The organism is Streptomyces triticagri (genome assembly GCF_003429565.1).
GTDB classification, from domain to species: Bacteria; Actinomycetota; Actinomycetes; order Streptomycetales; family Streptomycetaceae; genus Streptomyces; species Streptomyces triticagri.
In genome coordinates this window covers 14,817-30,796 of sequence record NZ_QUAK01000226.1, presented here as the reverse complement: position 1 = coordinate 30,796, position 15,980 = coordinate 14,817, and the positions used below count along the sequence as shown (strand labels likewise).

Here is a 15,980-nt window from a genome sequence, read left to right as displayed (position 1 = left end):
GTCCTACGCCCGCTTCCCGCCGCGGGCCGCCGGTCCGGGCTCGGCCGCGCGCAGGTCGGCGAGCAGCTCCGCCTGGCCGGTCAGCACCCCGGAGAGGATGGTGCGGGCCACCTTCAGGAGCTCGGCGACCTGCGAGCTGGTCAGCGAGTAGTACACCGTCGAACCCTGCTTGCGGGTCACCACCAGGTTCGCCCGGCGCAGCACGGCCAACTGCTGGGAGAGATGGGCCGGTTCGATGCCGACCTCGGGGAGCATCTCGCCGACCGAGTGCTCGCGCTCGCTGAGCAGTTCCAGGACCCGGATGCGCGCCGGGTGACCCAGTGTCTTGAAGAACTCGGCCTTGAGTTGGTACAGCGGTGTGCTCACCGGAACGCCCTCCCGGACCGTCCGCTCGCCGGCCGCGCGCCGCGCCGCCGCCACTCGTGGGCCGTGCCGCGCGCGTACCCGGATTTCCGTGCCATGCCCCCATCCTCGCTCCCGGCGGGCACGCTGCCGACCCCGGGAGGGCGGAACGGGCCGCCGCGGCGCGGGCGCCTCACTGCCCCGACCGCTCCCGGGCGGCGGCCAGCAGCCCTTCGCCCTCCAGGTGGCGCCGGGCCCCGGCGATCGCCTCCGGCGTGGAGGCGTACTCCCTGCCGTGCAGCCGCAGCAGCTCCAGCGCACCGGTGGATTCAAGCACCTGCCGGTGCTCGGGGCGCACCCCGGAGCTGTGTACGACGATGCCGCGCCGGTTGAGCCGGTGCACCGCGTCCTTGAGGGCGAGCGCGCCGGTCGCGTCCATGGTGGTGACCCGGGACATCCGCAGAATCACCACCCGGACGTCGGCGACCTCGGCGAGTTCAAGCAGGAAGCGGTGCGCCCCGGCGAAGAACACCGGTCCGTCGATGCGGTAGGCGACGATGTGCTCGGCGAGCAGCGCGCGTTCCTCGTCGCTGTGCGAGTCGTCCAGGTGCGGGGTGAAGTCGACCCGGTCGAGCCGGGCGTGCCGGGCGACCGCGCGCAGCGCCAGGGCACCCGCGACGACCAGGCCGATGATCACGGCGTACACCAGGTCGAGCGCGAGGGTGGCCACGGCGGTGAGCACGAGGATCAGACCGTCGGAACGGGTGGCGCGGGCGGTGGCCCGCAGCGAGGCGACCTCGACCATCCGTACCGCCGTGGCGAGCAGCACGCCGGCGAGCGCGGCGAGCGGAATCCGGGACACCAGGGGTGCCGCGGCGAAGACCACCGCGGCGAGGACCACCGCGTGCGTGAGAGCGGCGAGCCGGGAGCGGGCGCCGGTGCGGACGTTCACGGCGGTACGGGCGATGGCGGCGGTCGCGGGCACGCCGCCGAACAGGGGAGCCGCCAGATTGGCGATGCCCTGCCCGAACAGCTCGCGGTCCGGGTCGTGCCGCTGGTCCACGGTCATCCCGTCCGCGACGGTCGCCGAGAGGAGGGACTCGAGCGCGGCGAGCGCCGCGACCGCGAGCGCCGGCGCGAGCAGCGAGGGCACCGCGGCGGGCTCGAGGAAGCCGAGCGAGGGCGCGGGCAGCCCGGCGGGCAGCTCTCCGATGGACGCCGCGTCCAGATCGAACGCCCAGGTCGCCACGGTCGCCGCGGCGACCGTGAGGATGGAGAACGGAAGGGTGGGCCGCCACCGCCCACCGACGAGCACGGCGCCCGCCACCGCGATCGCCAGGACCGGCGCGGTCCAGTGCGGGGCCCGGGCGAACTCCTCGACCGCCCGCCAGGTGACCACCAGAACCCGGTCGCCCTCCGGTACCGGCACCCCGAGAGCGTTCGGCACCTGCTGCAGCCCGATCACACACGCGATGCCGAGGGTGAAGCCCTCGACGACGGGGGCGGGCACGTAGCGCATGTACTTGCCGGCGCGCAGCAGGGCGAGGGCGATCAGCATCAGCCCGGCGAGCAGCCCCACGGTGAGCACCCCGCCGGGCCCGTACTGGGCGACGATCGGCACCAGGACCACCGTCATCGCACCGGTGGGCCCGGAGACCTGCAGATTCGAGCCGCCGAACAGCGCCGCGAGTGCGCCCGCGACGACGGCGGTGGCGAGTCCGGCCTCGGCGCCCAGACCCGAGGAGACGCCGAAGCCGAGGGCCAGCGGCAGCGCGACGACGGCCACGGTCAGTCCGGCGAGCAGATCGCGGCGCGGGTCCCGGGCCATGGCGGTGTAGTCGGCCCGGGCGGGCAGCAGGGCGCGTACCGGCTTCCAGTACCGGTCGATCAGAGCGTTCACCTGGACGAATCCCCCACATGCTCCCCGACGGCGAAGTGCTGTGCCCGCGGCTACCTGCGGGCACAGCCCTCACAGCATGTATTGAGTTGCGAAATTTAGCAATTGCCGAGCTGGTGACCTGGAGGAAGGGGAAGAGCGAGGCGCGCGTGCTGCCGGGGGAGAGGGGCGCGCGCTACGAGGCGATGTCCAGCGTCGCCCCCGTCGCACCGCGGGCCTCCGCGACCGTGGCCGCCTCCGCCTCCAGGGCCTTGCGGACCCGGGCCCGCAGCGGTGCGAACGGCGCGACCGTCACCGCCGCACGGCGGCCCGCCGCCTTCACCCGCCAGGTGCCGGCGATCTCCGCCCCCACCAGCAGCGCGCCGGGCGCCGACACGGGCCGCCACAGCTCCTTGCGGTGCGCGGGATCGGGCAGCAGCAGCGCGCGGTCACGCGCCTGCAGAAACGGGTCGCCCGGCGGCAACAGGCGTACCAGGGAACCCGGTTCGGCGGTGCGCAGGCCGGCGAGCGAGCCCTCCGGGAGCCAGGCCCGCCGGCCGTCCACCGCCACCTCCGCCAGACCGTCCGGCCACAGCGACTCCACCACGGCCGGCTTCGTGCCGAGCAGCGCGGCCACCTCCGCCGGAGCCGCCGGACCGAGGAACCCGAGCAGCCGCCGTACCAGCTCACTGGTGCCCGCCGCCGCCACGGGCACCGGGAAGCGGTCGTGCAGCGGCGCGAGCACCGTCTGCCGCCCCGTCACCCCGACCTCGAGCGCGGCGAACAGCCCCGCCTGCTGGAAGAGCTGACCCGAGATGTGCCGCGCCCCGCACGGCTCGCACCAGAACGTCAGCACCTCGGGCACGGCCGCCGAGACCGCGGTGCTCACCTCGCCCTTCGGCATCGGCGTCGTCACCACGTCACGGAACGCCCGCGCGGTGACGGCGAACGCCTCGACCCCGAGCGCCGAGCCCCGCTTGAGCTGCACACTGGCGAGCCGCGCCGTGGCATCCGCGTCCGACACCGGCCACAGCGCGGCCGCGAGCGCCCGCAGATCGTTCCGCCGGTGGATGTGCGGAGCACCACGGAACGACCACACCCGGTCGAGGCCGCCCGGCACCTCGTCGGGCGCGACCCCGCGTGCGGCGAAGGCGAGGCGGGCCGAGCCGTTCGGGGTGTCCTGCACGCCGAGCGCCAGTACGTCCGGGGTGGTCGACGCGCGGTCCAGGCCCTGTGCGGCGACACGGTGCGCAAGGATCTGCTCGCGCGTCACCTCGGGGCGGGGCCTGCTGCTCATCGGGTGGCGTCCCTTCGTCGTGGTGCCGGCTGATCGTGGTTCAGGCGCGGTGGCGCGGTGGCGCGGTGGCGATACGGTACCGGGCGGCCAACTGGCCCGGGGCGGACGGTGGTCGGCCCGCCGCGCCGGGGCTACAGCGGGGACTCCCAGGTCACCGTGGTGCCGGTGCCCTCCGCGTCCCCGGCCGGTTCGCCGTCGTCGTACACCGTCAGACGTACGGCCGCCGCGCCGTCGGTCGATCGGGCGTCCGCGTCGACCCGGACGTCGATCCGGGACACCTGGGCGCGCCGGGTCGCCGCGGTCAGGGCCCTGCGCAGCGCGAGCAGCAGCCCCCGCCCGGCCCGCCGTCCGACCCGGCTGTCCACCGGGCCCGCGAACTGCACCGACGGCTGGAAGCCGACCAGGGCGGCCGCCGTCGCCGCCTCCCGCAGCACCCGGTCACGCAGCCCGGCCGGGGAGTCCGACGGCGGCTGCTGCAGCGCGAAGATCGTGGTGCGGACCTCCTGGACCGTCGACTCCAGTTCCTCCACGGCCCGTTCCAGCGCCTGCCCGACCGCGGGCACCTCGGCCCTGCGGCGGGCGGACTCCAGCATCATCCCGGTGGCGAACAGGTGCTGGATGACCAGATCGTGCAGATCGCGGGCGATGCGGTCGCGGTCCTCGTACACCGCGAGCCGCCGCCGGCTGCGCCGCGCGTCGGCGAGCACCAGGGCGAGCGCGGCCTGCGAGGTGAACTGGCCGGCGAGCTGCCGCTCCACCGGTGTGTAGTCGCGGTCGCCGCGCACCCGGGGCAGCGCGAGGGTGCCGATGAGCCGGCCGCCGCTCTGCAGCGGCAGCAGCATGCTCGGCCCGAACCGCTCGCTCACCGGCGTGGTCATCCGCGCATCGGTGGCCGAGTCCGTCACGAACACCGCTTCCCCGCCGAGGAGTTGCTCCAGCACCGGACTGCCCGGAGTGATCGTGGTACCGATCAGGGACCCCGGGTCCTCCTGAGTGGAGGCGGCCACGATCTCCATGCCGCCCTCGTCGGTGGGCTGCAGGATCACCCCGGCGCAGGCCTCCGCGAGCTGCCGGGCCTGCTCGGCGACCACGGTCAGCGCCGCGTCCGGGCCGCCGCCGGACAGCAGAGCCGTGGTGACCGCCGCCGTGCCCGAGATCCAGCGCTCCCGCTGCCGGGCCGTCTCGTACAGCCGGGCGTTGTCGATCGCGATACCGGCCTGCGCGGCGAGCACCCTCAGGAGCTGCTCGTCCTCTCCGGTGAACGGACCGCCCTGCTTCTGAGCCACATACAGATTGCCGAAAACATCCTCGCCGACCAGCACCGGAACTCCGAGGAAGCTGTGCACCGGCGGATGGTTCGGCGGCAGCCCCGAGGAGAGCGGGTGGCCGGTCACATCGTCGGTCCGCAACGGCCGTGGATGGGCGAGGAGTTCACCGATCACCCCGGAGTGGCCGTCCGGCAGCCGCCCGATCCGCTCCCGCGCCCGCTCGTCGATGCCCGCCGTGAACAGCTCGGTGACCCGCCCGCCCGGCTCCGCACCCACCACCCCGAGCGCTCCGTACGCCGCCCCCGTGAGTCGCGTCGCGGAATCCACCAACTGCTGCAGCGTGACCCGCAGTTCGAGATCCGTACCGACGCTGAGCACGGCGTCCACGAGCAGCGGAAGCCGCCGGGGCCGGCCCTCGGTCACGCGACCTCCTGCCCGGTCACCGGCCTGCCGCGGGCCCAGCTGACCAGGCCGAGCAGCGCATACAGACCCCAGGCGCCCTCGAGCAGCAGGAAGCCCCACTGGCCGCCCGCCACCGCGTCGATCACCAGGAGCGAGGAGCCCACGAAATTGAGCCACAGATGCCCGGCGGACCCGAAGGGCATCCGGCCCGCCTGGGCGAGCACGAACGCCCCGAGGATCAGGACGGCGCCGGCCAGCTGCACGGAGATCGACACGATGGCTCCCGGTTCAACTGCCAAGCAGATCCAGCTGCATCGGCTGGATACAGCCCTCGAGCATCGCCCCGAGGCCGAGCACCGAGCAGACGTCGGGCCGCTCCGCGATGTGCACCGGCATGCCGGTGGCGTCCCGGAGCATCTGGTCCAGGCCGGGAAGCAGTGCGCTGCCGCCGACCATCATGATCCCGCGGTCCGCCAGGTCCGCGACCAGGTCGGGCGGGCAGTCCCGCAGCACCTTGCCGATCCCGTCGAGCACGGTCGTGAGCGGTGTGTGGATGGCCTCGCGCACCGACGCCGTACGCACCTGCACGGAGCGGGCGAGGCCGGTCGCCACATCACGGCCGTGGATCTCGGTGGACTCCGGTCCGCGCGCGGTCAGACCGTTCCCGCTCAGCGCCAGCTGCAGTGGCCGCACGGACTGGCTCGGCAGCATCAACTCGTGCTGGTGGCGCAGGAGTTGGACGATCGCGTGATCGATGGCGTCGCCGCCCACCGGGATCCGTACCGCCGTGACGATCGCCCCCATGGACAGCACCGCGACCTGTGTGGTCGCCGCCCCGCACACCAGGATCATGGTCGCCTCCGGGCGCTCCACCGGAAGCCCGCAGCCGACCGCCGCCGCGATCAGGGTGTCCACCAGCTCCACCCGCCGGGCGCCGAGCCCGATCAGCGTCTCGGTGGTCGCCCGCTGCGCCAGCGGATCCGCGTCGTGCGGGGTGCAGGCGGCGGCCCGCAGCCGCGGCTTGCGGCGCAGCGTGCGGCGCAGCTTGTCGTCGAGCAGATGGCTCAGCATCCGCTGCGCCATGTCGATGTCCACCACGGTGCCGCCGGACACCGGCCGCACCACCCTGATGTAGCTCGGCGTACGGCCCGTCATCCGCTCGGCGAACTCGCCGACGGCGATCAGGGACCCGGTCCTGGTGTTGATGGCCGCGACGCTCGGCTCGTCCACGACGAGTCCCGCACCCTTGACGAACACGCGGGTACGCGCGGCGCCCAGGTCGACGCCGACGTGGCAGCGCCGCAACTGGTCGAGGCTTGCGGTCATGGCGGATCCTCCCGAGAGCACTGACCGTGTGCGGCCGCCGGACGACGGCCCTTCTCGCATCCTGTGGCGGCCGGTCGGAGACCGCGCGCTGGGATGCGCCGGGCGGGGTGCCGCCGGACGGGTGATTCCGCTGGGCGCCGGTGGTCACCGCCCACCGGAAAATGCCGGCCGTCCCGCCGGCCGCCGGAGTTACCATCCCGTGTGCGCAAGAAGACCGGGGTCGACCAGGACGGATCCGCAGACATAGGTCAGGGGCGGCAGAGGATCCTCGCCGATCTGACGCCGTTGCGCACCTCGGTGGACTACCGGCGTCTGTGGGTCGGGCAGACCGTCTCCTGGCTCGGGCAGGCCATGACCGCCCTGGCGATCTCCCTGCAGGTGTACGACATCACCGGCTCGGCGTTCTCCGTCGGCCTCGTCGGTCTCTTCTCGCTCGTACCGCTGGTGGGCTTCGGTCTGTACGGCGGCGCCATCGCGGACACCGTGGACCGCCGCACCCTCGGACTGGCCAGCGCCGCCGGGCTGTGCCTGCTGTCCTTCGTGCTCGCAGCGGCCGCGCTCGCCGGATTCCACCGGGTGTGGCTGCTCTACTCGATCGTCGCCCTGCAGGCGGTCTGTGCGGCGCTCAACCACCCGGCCCGACTGTCGATGATCCCGCGGCTGCTGCCGCCCGAGCAGCTGCCCGCGGCCAACGCCCTCTCCTCCGTCACCACCACCGCCGGCACCATGTTCGGCCCGATGCTCGGCGGTCTCCTCGTCGGCTTCTGGGGCTACCAGGCCGCGTACCTGATCGACGCCGCCGCCTTCAGCGCCTCCCTCTACGCCATGTACCGGCTGCCCTCCATGAAGCCGGACCGGGCGGAGGGCGCCGGCACGAAACGCGCCTCCGTCCTGGACGGACTGCGCTTCCTCGCCACTCGGCCGAACCTCCGGATGACCTTCTTCACCGACATGTGCGCGATGGTGCTCGCGCATCCACGGGCGCTGTTCCCGGCGGTCGCGGTGCTGTGGTTCGGCGGTGACGCGAAGACCACCGGCCTGCTGGTCGCCGCGCCCGCGATCGGTGCGCTGCTCGGCAGCGTGTTCTCCGGCTGGCTGGGCCGGATCCGGCGGCACGGACTGGCGATCCTGCTCGCCGTCGCCTCCTGGGGCACGGCCATCGCCGTCTTCGGCCTCACCCGCAACCTCTGGCTCGGCATGCTGTTCCTCGCCCTCGCCGGCTGCTCGGACACCGTCTCCATGGTGTTCCGCTCGACGATGCTGCAGGCGGCCACCCCCGACGACATGCGGGGCCGGCTCCAGGGCGTCTTCATCGTGGTGGTCGCGGGCGGCCCCCGCCTCGGGGACTTCACGGCCGGCGCGGTCGCGGACCTCACCTCGCCCCAGCTCGCCATCACGGGCGGCGGCGTCGCATGCGTGATCGCAGTCGGACTGCTCGCCCTCAAGTGGCGCCGATTCGCCCATTACGACGCGCGGTCCCCGGAGGCCTGAGCGGCTCCGGACCGCCCCTGACACAGAGCGGCGGCGCCGCCTCCCCGTGGGACGAGGGGAGACGGCGCCGCTGCGGGACTTCGGTCAGACCAGCCAGCCGACGAAGTGGACGACGCCGGCGAGGAGGTCGGTGAGGAAGTTCATCTGGTGCTTTCTCCTTGTGTTACCCGTGACCCGTGGCTCCGGTACCAGCTTCTGCGGCGCCGGCGGGTGCACGTGATGCTTGTGTGGGACATGCGCCAAATACGGTCTGCAGCCCGTTGCTTGCGCACCGTAAGCATCGTTGGTCACACGGGTCCCGGGCAATCGAAGGAGCGACGATCACCTGTTCCAGGGAACACCTGAGCCGGTGTTCGCCCGGGATGTTCGTACGCAGAGCCTGACCGGCAGTCACCAGGAGTGCTGCGTAAGGGAGTTGCCCACCACTGCGCGGACGACTCCCAGATCCACCAGGTCCTGCGGCCGCAGGCGCAGCTGGTCCGCGGTGGCGTCCGCGTCACCCGGGTCCCGTTTGAGGATGGCCGCGGCGGCCTCCGGGGCGATCACGGAGAAGTAACTGTCCGGAGTGGCCCAGGTGTTGCCGGGCGCCGCGAGCGCCAGCGCCCCGCCCGAACCGCCCTCGCCGACCACGAGCGAGGTGACCGGCACCGGTGACTCGGCCACCGCGGCGAACGCTTCGGCGATCGCCGCGCCCGCGCCCGCCCGCTCGGCCTCCGCGTCGTTCGCGGCGCCCGGGGTGTCGATCAGGGTCAGCACCGGGATGCCGAGCCGCCCGGCGAGCCGGATCAGCCGGGCCGCCGTACGGAAGCCCGCGGGCCTGGTCGCCGTGCCGCACTGTGCCGCGTACGCGACCGGCCGCCCCGCGTGCAGCCCGAAGCCGCACACCATCCCTGCGTCGACGCCGCCGCAGCGGTCGCCGCGCACCTCCACCCGCTCCTCGAGCCAGTCCGCGAGATACGCCCGGGCGCGGGGCCGTTCGGGATCCCGGGCCCGCCGGACCGCGTCCCGGCCCGTACCGGCGGTGTCCGTGCGGCCCAGGGCGCGCGGCGGCGGTACGGGATCGGGGGAGCCGGCCGGATCGCCGCCCGTGAGCAGCCGCAGTCGGGAACCGAGCGCGCGGCGCAACCGGGCCGCCGGCACCACCGCGTCGATCGCGCCCGCGGCCAGCTGCCCCTCGGCGGAGTACGCCCACGGGTCCGCGCCCGCCGGCCGCACCCGGGATCCGGCGAAGCCGATCTGTGCTCCGGGGAGTGCCAGGGTGAGGTCCGCGCCCGCGCCGAGGGTGGCCCAGCCGCCGCCGGTGGCCGGGTCGCGCAGGACGGCGATCTGCGCGAGTCCCGCGGCCCGGTGCAGCGCCGACTGCCGTGCCACGCGCTGGAGTTGGGTCAGTGCGCGCATGCCCTCCTGCATCCGGCTGCCGCCCGTGGCGAGCAGCGACACGACCGGCAGCCGGTGGGCGCGGGCGTGCTCGTAGGCGGCCTCGATCCGGTCCCCGGTCCGCTCGCCGAGCGAACCGCCCAGGAAGCCGAACTCGAAGGCGATGAGCACGGTTTCGCAGCCGTCGATCCGTGCGGTGCCCGGGATCACCGACTCCGCCTCGCCGGTCCGTCCGGCCGCGCGGGCCCGCGCCACGCCGTAGCCCTGCCAGTCGATCGGCCCGTCGCCCTTGAACTCGGCGTCTTTGTGCGGGAGTTCGTCGAAACGGTCGGTGACGGCGGAGAGTGCCTCCCGCGCGGTCCAGCGCTCAGTCATGGGCGGTGCCGTCCCCCGTGGCGGCCGCTGCGCGGTCGGTGAGGCGGCGCTTCATGATCTTGCCCATGTCGTTGCGGGGCAGTGCGTCGAGCAGCCGCACCTCGCGCGGCCGCTTGTGCGGGGCGAGTTGGGCCGCCACATGGTCCGCCAGGCGGGTGTGCGACGGCGGGTCCGCCGGGTCGGCCGGCACGATCCAGGCGACGATCCGCTCGCCGAGGTCCGCGTCCGGCTCGCCCGTCACCGCGGCCTCCCGTACGTCCGGGTGGTCGAGCAGGGCGTTCTCGATCTCGCCCGCGCCGATCTTGTAGCCGCCGCTCTTGATCAGGTCGGTGGCCTTGCGGCCGACGATACGGACCGCGCCGTCGGCGTCCACGACCGCCATGTCTCCCGTGCGGAACCAGCCGTCCGCGGTGAACGCCGCGGCCGTCGCGTCCGGCCGGTTCAGATACTCCGTGAACAGATTCGGGCCGCGCACCTCGATCTCGCCGATCCCGTCCGGGTCGGTGACGGGCTCGCCGGACTCCTCCACGAGACGCAGCTCGACACCGCGCAGCGGTACGCCCACCGTCCCGGTGCCGGGCGGGCCGTCCGCCCGGACACTGGTGTTCATCAGCGTCTCGGTCATCCCGTACCGCTCGATCACCCGGCGGCCGGTCGCAGCCGCGATCCGCTCGTGGTCGTGCACCGGGAGCGCGGCCGAGCCGGACACCAGGAGCCGGGCCCCTGCGAGCGCCTTCGCCAGACCGGGGTCGCCGGCGAGCGACTCGGCGATGCGGTGGTACATCGTCGGCACCCCGAACAGCATCGTCCCGCCGCTCGCCAGCTCCCGGGTCACGCCCTCGGTCGAGAACCGGCCCAGGTGCCGTACGGAACCGCCGCGGCGCAGTGGTCCGAGGATGCCCAGGATCAGTCCGTGCACATGGAACAGCGGCAGGCCGTGCACCAGGACGTCGTCCGCCGTCCACTGCCAGGCGTCCTCCAGGGCGTCAAGCGTCGAGGAGACCGCCCGGCGGGGCAGCACGGCACCCTTGGGCGGTCCGGTGGTGCCGGAGGTGTAGACGACGAAGGCGGGGGCGTCGGCGGCGGGCCGCTCGACCGGGACCGGTGCGCGGGACGGCACCCGGTCGGGGTCCGTGCGGATCGTCACTCGCGGCAACTCGTCGAGAGCGGGCGGCAGTCGGTCGTCCTGCGCGGCGAGTACGAGATCGGGGGCGCTGTCGGTGCGGACGTGCCGCAGCTCGCCCGCACCGATCTTCGGGTTCAGCGGCACCACGGGGACGCCGGCTTCGAGCGCGACGACCACGCCCACGGCGGTCTCCAGGGTCGGTGTCGCCCACAGGGCGACCCGGCGGGCGGACCGCAGCTCCCCGGTCAACGCCCCGGCCACCCGGGCCAGTTGCCCGTATGTCAGGGTGCGGTCGCCGAAGGCCAGGGCCGGGCGGTCGTGGTCCGGGCGGAGGGCGGGGAAGAGGTCGGGGGTCGGTTCGCTCACGCTGTGGTCTCCTGACGTTCGCCGTCGTCTCGTCGTGCTTCCCATCGTCGCAGCCGGTCAGCCGATGCCCGGGACCACCAGGGCGAGCCAGACCACCGCCGGGACCACGGCCACCACCACGCCTCCGTACACCATGAGTTGCCGGAAGAAGCGCTCCCGGTCCACGTCCTCGGCGGCGGCGAGCACCAGCGCGCCGTTCGTGGAGAACGGGCTCACGTCCACCACCGTGGCGGAGATCGCGAGCGCCGCGATCATCCCGACCGCCCCGATCTCGCCCTGCGCCAGGAACGGCACGGCCAGCGGGATCAGCGCGCCCATGATGCCCACGGAGGAGGCGAAGGCCGAGATGATCGCGCCGATGTAGCAGAGCAGCACGGCGGCGAGCAGCGGTACACCGATGTTGCCGACGCCCTCGCCGGCCCACTTGATGGTGCCCATCTCCTCGAGCACACCGACGTAGGTGAGGACGCCGCAGATCAGCAGCACGGTGGGCCAGGCGATCTCGCCCACGGCCCGGCGGCTCGTCTCGGGCCAGAACGCGCTCAGGAGCACGGCCAGGGTGATCGCGCTCAGGCCCGCGTCGAGGTCGAAGGCGAGTACGGCGACGACCAGGGCGATCAGCGCGGCGAGGGTGGCCACGACCGGGGCGTCCAGGGGCGATCCGGCGGGCGTCCCGTCCTTCCCCGAACTGCCCTCTGCCGAACCCCCGCCGGCGGCTGCGCTCTTGCCCGGACCGCCCTTGGCCGTACCGGCCTCGCCCGTACCGCCCCCGACCGCGGCCGCCGCCGTCACGCTGCTCCGTCCGGACAGCTTGAGTCCGCCGAACAGGACGAACACCACGCCGGCGATCAGCAGGTTCACCACGAGCGAGGAGAGGAACAGGAACATCTCGTTGCCCGGCAGGTCCTCGCGCTCCACGATGCCGTTCACGATCGACCCGTAGATGCTGATCGGCGAGAAGCCGCCGCCCTGAGCACCGTGCACCACCATCGCGCCCATCAGGAGCGGGCTGATGCCGTAACGCGCCGCGAAGCTCAGGGCGATCGGCGCGACGATCGCCACCGCGGCGGGACTGACCGCACCGATCGCGGTGAGCGCCCCGGTGATCACGAACATCACCCAGGGGATCAGCGCGATCCGGCCGCCCACCAGGCGGATCGAGGCGTGCACCAGCCAGTCCGTGGTGCCGTTCGCGCGGGCGATGGCAAAGAGGTAGGTGACGCCGACCAGGACCACGAAGAGGTCCCCGGGGAAGCCGGCGAAGATGCCGTCGGCGTCCAGGTCCGCGACCAGTTCGCCCACCCCGAAGGCGGCGGCGAACGCGAGCGCGCCCATATTGATGGAGCGGGTGGTGGCGATCACGAAGACCACCGCCAGCACAAGGATGGAGATCAGTTCGGCGGGCATCGTGGGCTCCCGTCCCTTGGGCGTCCCCGGAAGGTGGTGAAGTGGCTGAGCCACTCGGCCTGTTGGCGCGTCACAGCGTCGAGGGCGAGGCTCCCTGCGTCAAGGGTTTGCGCGAGAATTGGCTCAGCCACTGGTCCGATCGCCGGGTCTCCGCTGCTAAGGTCGGTGCCGGCCGAGGTGCCGCGGGGAGGGGGAGGGCGTGAGCGACGCACTGCGTCCGATGGGCAGGACCAGGCTGTACGAGCAGGTGCTCGACCGACTGCGGGCATACGTCGCCGAGGGCGGACTCGGCGCCGGCGACCGGCTGCCCCCCGAGCGCGAACTGGCCCAGCGCCTGGGCGTGTCCAGGGCCTCGGTCAAGCAGGCCATCGTGGTCCTCGAGGTGCAGGGCCTGGTCGAGGTGCGGCACGGCGGCGGCAGCTATCTGGTCCGCGACAGCCTCGACGCGGAGCCGGTCGAACGCCTTGTGGAGCGCCGGCGCAGACTCCCCGACGTACTGGAGGCCCGCGAAGCACTCGAGACCAAGCTGGCCGAACTCGCCGCGGAGCGCCGTACGGACGAGGACCTGGAAGCGATGCGGGCCGCGCTCGATGTGATGGCCGACGACATCGAGGGCGGCGGCCACGGAGTCGACGGCGACCGCCTCTTCCACCGCGCCGTGACCGAGGCCGCGCACAGCTCGCTGCTCGCGGAGTTCATGCGGTCCATCGCGGACCAGATCACCGAGAGCCGCAACGAGTCACTGCGCCAGCCGGGCCGCCCCGCCCGCTCCCTCGCCCAGCACGGCGCGATCCTGGACGCGATCGAAGAGCGCAACGCCCGCGGCGCGGCGGCAGCCATGCGCCGCCATGTCCGCACGGTCGCCAAGGTCCGCCTCCTGGACTGGGATCCCGAGGCGGGGTGAGCCCCGGGGCGTAGCCCGGCCTGCAGTGACGCCACCTCGCCCCGGACGGGAATCTGTATCGCTACTGACGGCCAAATGGTATCGTTTTTGTGTCTGTGTGGGCGCTGGTGCACCCCGCGGAACCCCCACCTCCACGGGAAGGCGCATGACATGGGTCGATTCGTCGTAGACATCGAAGAAGAGCTGATCGACGAGGCCGCTGCGATCTTCGATACGAAGACGAAGGCCGCCACTCTCCGGGCTGCCCTCGATGATGCGGTGAAGCGCCGTCGGCGCTGGGAGTTCGCCGAGAAGATCAAGTCGGGCGAGATCGATCTGCTGCACGACCGCGACCAGGACGGCGAGGCCGCCGGCAGCCAGGACGTCGCGTGACGCAGCCGCAGGTGTACCTCGTCGACAAGTCCGCACACGCCCGTTGGGGCAAACCGGCCGTCGCCGAGCGTCTCGACGTCCTCTCCGAGCGCGGTCTGATCGCTGTGTGCGGGATGGTCGAGATGGAACTCCTGGTCAGCGCCCGGTCGGCCCGCCAGGCGCAGACCATCCTGCACCTGGTGCGCGGCTTCGACCTCCTGCCCACGCCCGACGAGGTGTGGGACCGGGCGAAGGAAGTGCAGATCAAATCGATCAACCGTGGCTTTCACCGCACTCTGAAGCTCCCCGATCTGGTCATCGCCGCCACAGCGGAACGCCATGGTGCGATCGTCCTGCACTACGACCAGGACTACGACCGCATCTCCTCCATCACCGGCCAGAAGACCGAGTGGGTTGTCGAGCGCGGCACCGCCGACTGAGTCGCGGCACGCATCGCCGCGCCACCGACCTCTCCGAACAGCACGCGTCCTACCGCACTCGTGCCCCGCGAGCCCGGGCAGCCCCGCGCCCCGGACGCCGGCCGTCCGGCAGGAAGAGGACCGAGTTGACGTAGCGGGGGCCGCGGAAGGGGAGGACGCGGCGGAGCAGGCCCTGGCTGACCACGTGTTCGGTGGCCGCCTGGTGGGCGTCCAGGTCGAAGTCGTCCAGGGTGACCCAGCTGTCGCCGGGCAGCACCCAGCCGCGGTAGCCGTGCCGGGCGAGCAGGTCGATCACGGGCGCGGTGGGCTGGATGCGGGCCTCGAGCTCCACGATCAGCGCGGGCCGGTCCCGGTCGAGCAGCTCCGACGCGCCGTTCAGCACGGGCAGTTCGTTCCCGTCCACGTCGATCTTGACGAAGCCGACCTCGCGCAGTCCTAGCCCGTCGAGGGTCAGGGACGGCACCTCGAGGGCCTGCCCGTGGATGTCCCGGCGCACGAGCGACGACACGCCGCGGTCGCCGCGGTCGCCGTCCGGCAGCCAGAGCCGGGCGGTGCCGTCCTGGTCGGAGGCTGCTGCCCGGACCACCCGTACGTTGGCGGGCGTGGCGGCCTCCAGGGTGCGGGCCAGATGCGGTACGGGCTCGACCGCGACCACGCGCCTGGCCCGCGCCGCCAGACGGTGCGACCACGGCCCGTACCAGCCGCCGACGTCCACGGCCGTGCCGCAGTCCCGGGGCAAGTAGTCGCCGAGCCGGGCCAGTTCGGGCTCGAAGCGGGGGTAGACGAGGCGGGCGAGCGCGCCGGTGAGGCGGGTCGGCAGGAGGGGCCCGATGCGGGCGGCGATGGTCATGACGTCTCGGCCGCCTCGATCCGTTTGACCAGACGTTCGTGCTCGTCGTCCGGTATCTGTTCGCCCGAGGACGGCAGGAGTTGGGGGATGCCGTCCACGATCGGGTAGCGCCGGCGCAGGCGCGGGTTGTAGAGCGCCTCCTCCGGTTCGAGCAGGTGCAGGGGGCCCTTGTCTATCGGGCAGGCGAGGATCTTGAGAAGCGGATCGTCGGGGTTCATCTCGGCTCAACTCCTTGTGGGGCGGGGACGGGACGGGGGCTCGCGGTGTCCGGGGAAGGGCGGGGGAGGCGGATGGGGCGCGGCCTCCCGGTCCTCGGGGGCGGGCTCGGGCGGGATGTGGATCTCGATGTCGGCGGACGTGGTGGCGGAGGCGGTGGCGGCGGCGTTGCCGGCGGGCGGAGGTGTCGCTCCGGGCTCCGTAGCCGGATCGGGTACGGGTGCGCGCGCAGGTGTCGTATCCGGTTCCGGTTCCGGCTCCGGTGGAGGCGCGGGGGTGAGCGCGGCCGTCGGTACGGGCTTGGGTGCGGGGGTGAGGGAGGGGCGGGTGTGGCCGTTCTTGGCCCCGTTCACCGTCCCGTTCGCGGCCGCGGGAGACCGTGTGCGCTCCCGTGCCGCCCGCGAACGGCTGTCGTCGAACCACTCGCCGGCCCTGGCGGAGCCCGCCGCCCCGGCGTCGGGTGTCTTCTTCAACATCGCACGGCGGGAAGGGAGTTGAGGGCGCCCGGAATCGGCGGCTGCACCGTCCGCGGCCGGCCCGACCGCGACCGCCTGCACCGGACCGGC

General features: G+C 73.2%; 15 protein-coding genes. 4 read left to right on the top strand and 11 right to left on the bottom strand.

The features are described 5' to 3' along the window. Positions 1-3: 3 nt before the first annotated feature. The 6 genes from DY218_RS30170 to mreB all read right to left on the bottom strand — a co-directional run bounded on the left by DY218_RS30170 (position 4) and on the right by mreB (position 6,511). The gene (locus DY218_RS30170; RefSeq protein WP_128559348.1) at positions 4-366 is read right to left on the bottom strand and encodes an ArsR/SmtB family transcription factor; all 363 of its coding nucleotides are present in this window, start codon (positions 364-366) and stop codon (positions 4-6) included. Positions 367-535: 169 nt separating this feature from the next. Then, positions 536-2,170 carry a SulP family inorganic anion transporter gene (locus DY218_RS30165; protein WP_128559349.1) on the bottom strand — a complete coding sequence of 545 codons (1,635 nt, stop codon included), beginning with the start codon at positions 2,168-2,170 and terminating at the stop codon, positions 536-538. Between the two features lie 244 nt (positions 2,171-2,414). Then, positions 2,415-3,515 carry a DNA glycosylase AlkZ-like family protein gene (locus tag DY218_RS30160; protein WP_128559347.1) on the bottom strand — a complete coding sequence of 367 codons (1,101 nt, stop codon included), beginning with the start codon at positions 3,513-3,515 and terminating at the stop codon, positions 2,415-2,417. Positions 3,516-3,646: 131 nt separating this feature from the next. Next, positions 3,647-5,206, bottom strand: coding sequence for a sensor histidine kinase (locus DY218_RS30155; protein WP_128559346.1), 1,560 nt, complete (start codon positions 5,204-5,206; stop codon positions 3,647-3,649). Further along, positions 5,203-5,460 carry a CBU_0592 family membrane protein gene (locus DY218_RS30150; protein ID WP_128559345.1) on the bottom strand — a complete coding sequence of 86 codons (258 nt, stop codon included), beginning with the start codon at positions 5,458-5,460 and terminating at the stop codon, positions 5,203-5,205. Before DY218_RS30150 ends, DY218_RS30155 begins: the two co-directional genes overlap by 4 nt. A gap of 13 nt (positions 5,461-5,473) precedes the next feature. Continuing rightward, positions 5,474-6,511, bottom strand: coding sequence for a rod shape-determining protein (gene mreB, locus DY218_RS30145; RefSeq protein WP_128559344.1), 1,038 nt, complete (start codon positions 6,509-6,511; stop codon positions 5,474-5,476). Between the two features lie 201 nt (positions 6,512-6,712). Here mreB and DY218_RS30140 point away from each other — a divergent pair, with 201 nt between their 5' ends. Further along, on the top strand, positions 6,713-8,002 hold the full coding sequence (locus DY218_RS30140; protein WP_407703704.1) for an MFS transporter: 1,290 nt from the start codon (positions 6,713-6,715) through the stop codon (positions 8,000-8,002). A 390-nt stretch (positions 8,003-8,392) separates the two neighbouring features. Here the strand turns inward: DY218_RS30140 and DY218_RS30135 are convergent, their stop codons facing one another. The 3 genes from DY218_RS30135 to DY218_RS30125 are packed head-to-tail and all read right to left on the bottom strand — an operon-like array spanning position 8,393 to position 12,653. Beyond that, complete coding sequence (locus DY218_RS30135; RefSeq protein ID WP_128559342.1) at positions 8,393-9,754, bottom strand: carboxyl transferase domain-containing protein; 1,362 nt, start codon at positions 9,752-9,754, stop codon at positions 8,393-8,395. Beyond that, a complete protein-coding gene (locus DY218_RS30130; protein WP_233521969.1) occupies positions 9,747-11,246 on the bottom strand; it encodes an acyl-CoA synthetase in 1,500 nt (499 codons plus the stop codon). The genes DY218_RS30135 and DY218_RS30130 overlap by 8 nt, the downstream gene beginning before the upstream one ends. A 57-nt stretch (positions 11,247-11,303) precedes the next feature. Beyond that, positions 11,304-12,653: an SLC13 family permease gene (locus DY218_RS30125; RefSeq protein ID WP_128559340.1), complete on the bottom strand. Its 1,350-nt coding sequence runs from the start codon at positions 12,651-12,653 to the stop codon at positions 11,304-11,306. 199 nt (positions 12,654-12,852) lie between these two features. Here DY218_RS30125 and DY218_RS30120 point away from each other — a divergent pair, with 199 nt between their 5' ends. The 3 genes from DY218_RS30120 to DY218_RS30110 all read left to right on the top strand — a co-directional run bounded on the left by DY218_RS30120 (position 12,853) and on the right by DY218_RS30110 (position 14,348). Further along, entirely contained in the window at positions 12,853-13,557 is a 705-nt protein-coding gene (locus DY218_RS30120) for a FadR/GntR family transcriptional regulator (RefSeq protein WP_128559339.1), read from the top strand. A 150-nt stretch (positions 13,558-13,707) separates the two neighbouring features. Next, complete coding sequence (locus tag DY218_RS30115) at positions 13,708-13,929, top strand: type II toxin-antitoxin system VapB family antitoxin (RefSeq protein WP_128559338.1); 222 nt, start codon at positions 13,708-13,710, stop codon at positions 13,927-13,929. After that, a complete protein-coding gene (locus DY218_RS30110; protein WP_128559337.1) occupies positions 13,926-14,348 on the top strand; it encodes a PIN domain nuclease in 423 nt (140 codons plus the stop codon). The genes DY218_RS30115 and DY218_RS30110 overlap by 4 nt, the downstream gene beginning before the upstream one ends. A 49-nt stretch (positions 14,349-14,397) precedes the next feature. Here the strand turns inward: DY218_RS30110 and DY218_RS30105 are convergent, their stop codons facing one another. Both DY218_RS30105 and DY218_RS30100 read right to left on the bottom strand, forming a co-directional pair. Next, positions 14,398-15,198, bottom strand: coding sequence for an FkbM family methyltransferase (locus DY218_RS30105; protein ID WP_128559336.1), 801 nt, complete (start codon positions 15,196-15,198; stop codon positions 14,398-14,400). Then, a complete protein-coding gene (locus tag DY218_RS30100; protein WP_128559335.1) occupies positions 15,195-15,416 on the bottom strand; it encodes a Trm112 family protein in 222 nt (73 codons plus the stop codon). The genes DY218_RS30105 and DY218_RS30100 overlap by 4 nt, the downstream gene beginning before the upstream one ends. Between the last annotated feature and the right edge of the window lie 564 nt (positions 15,417-15,980).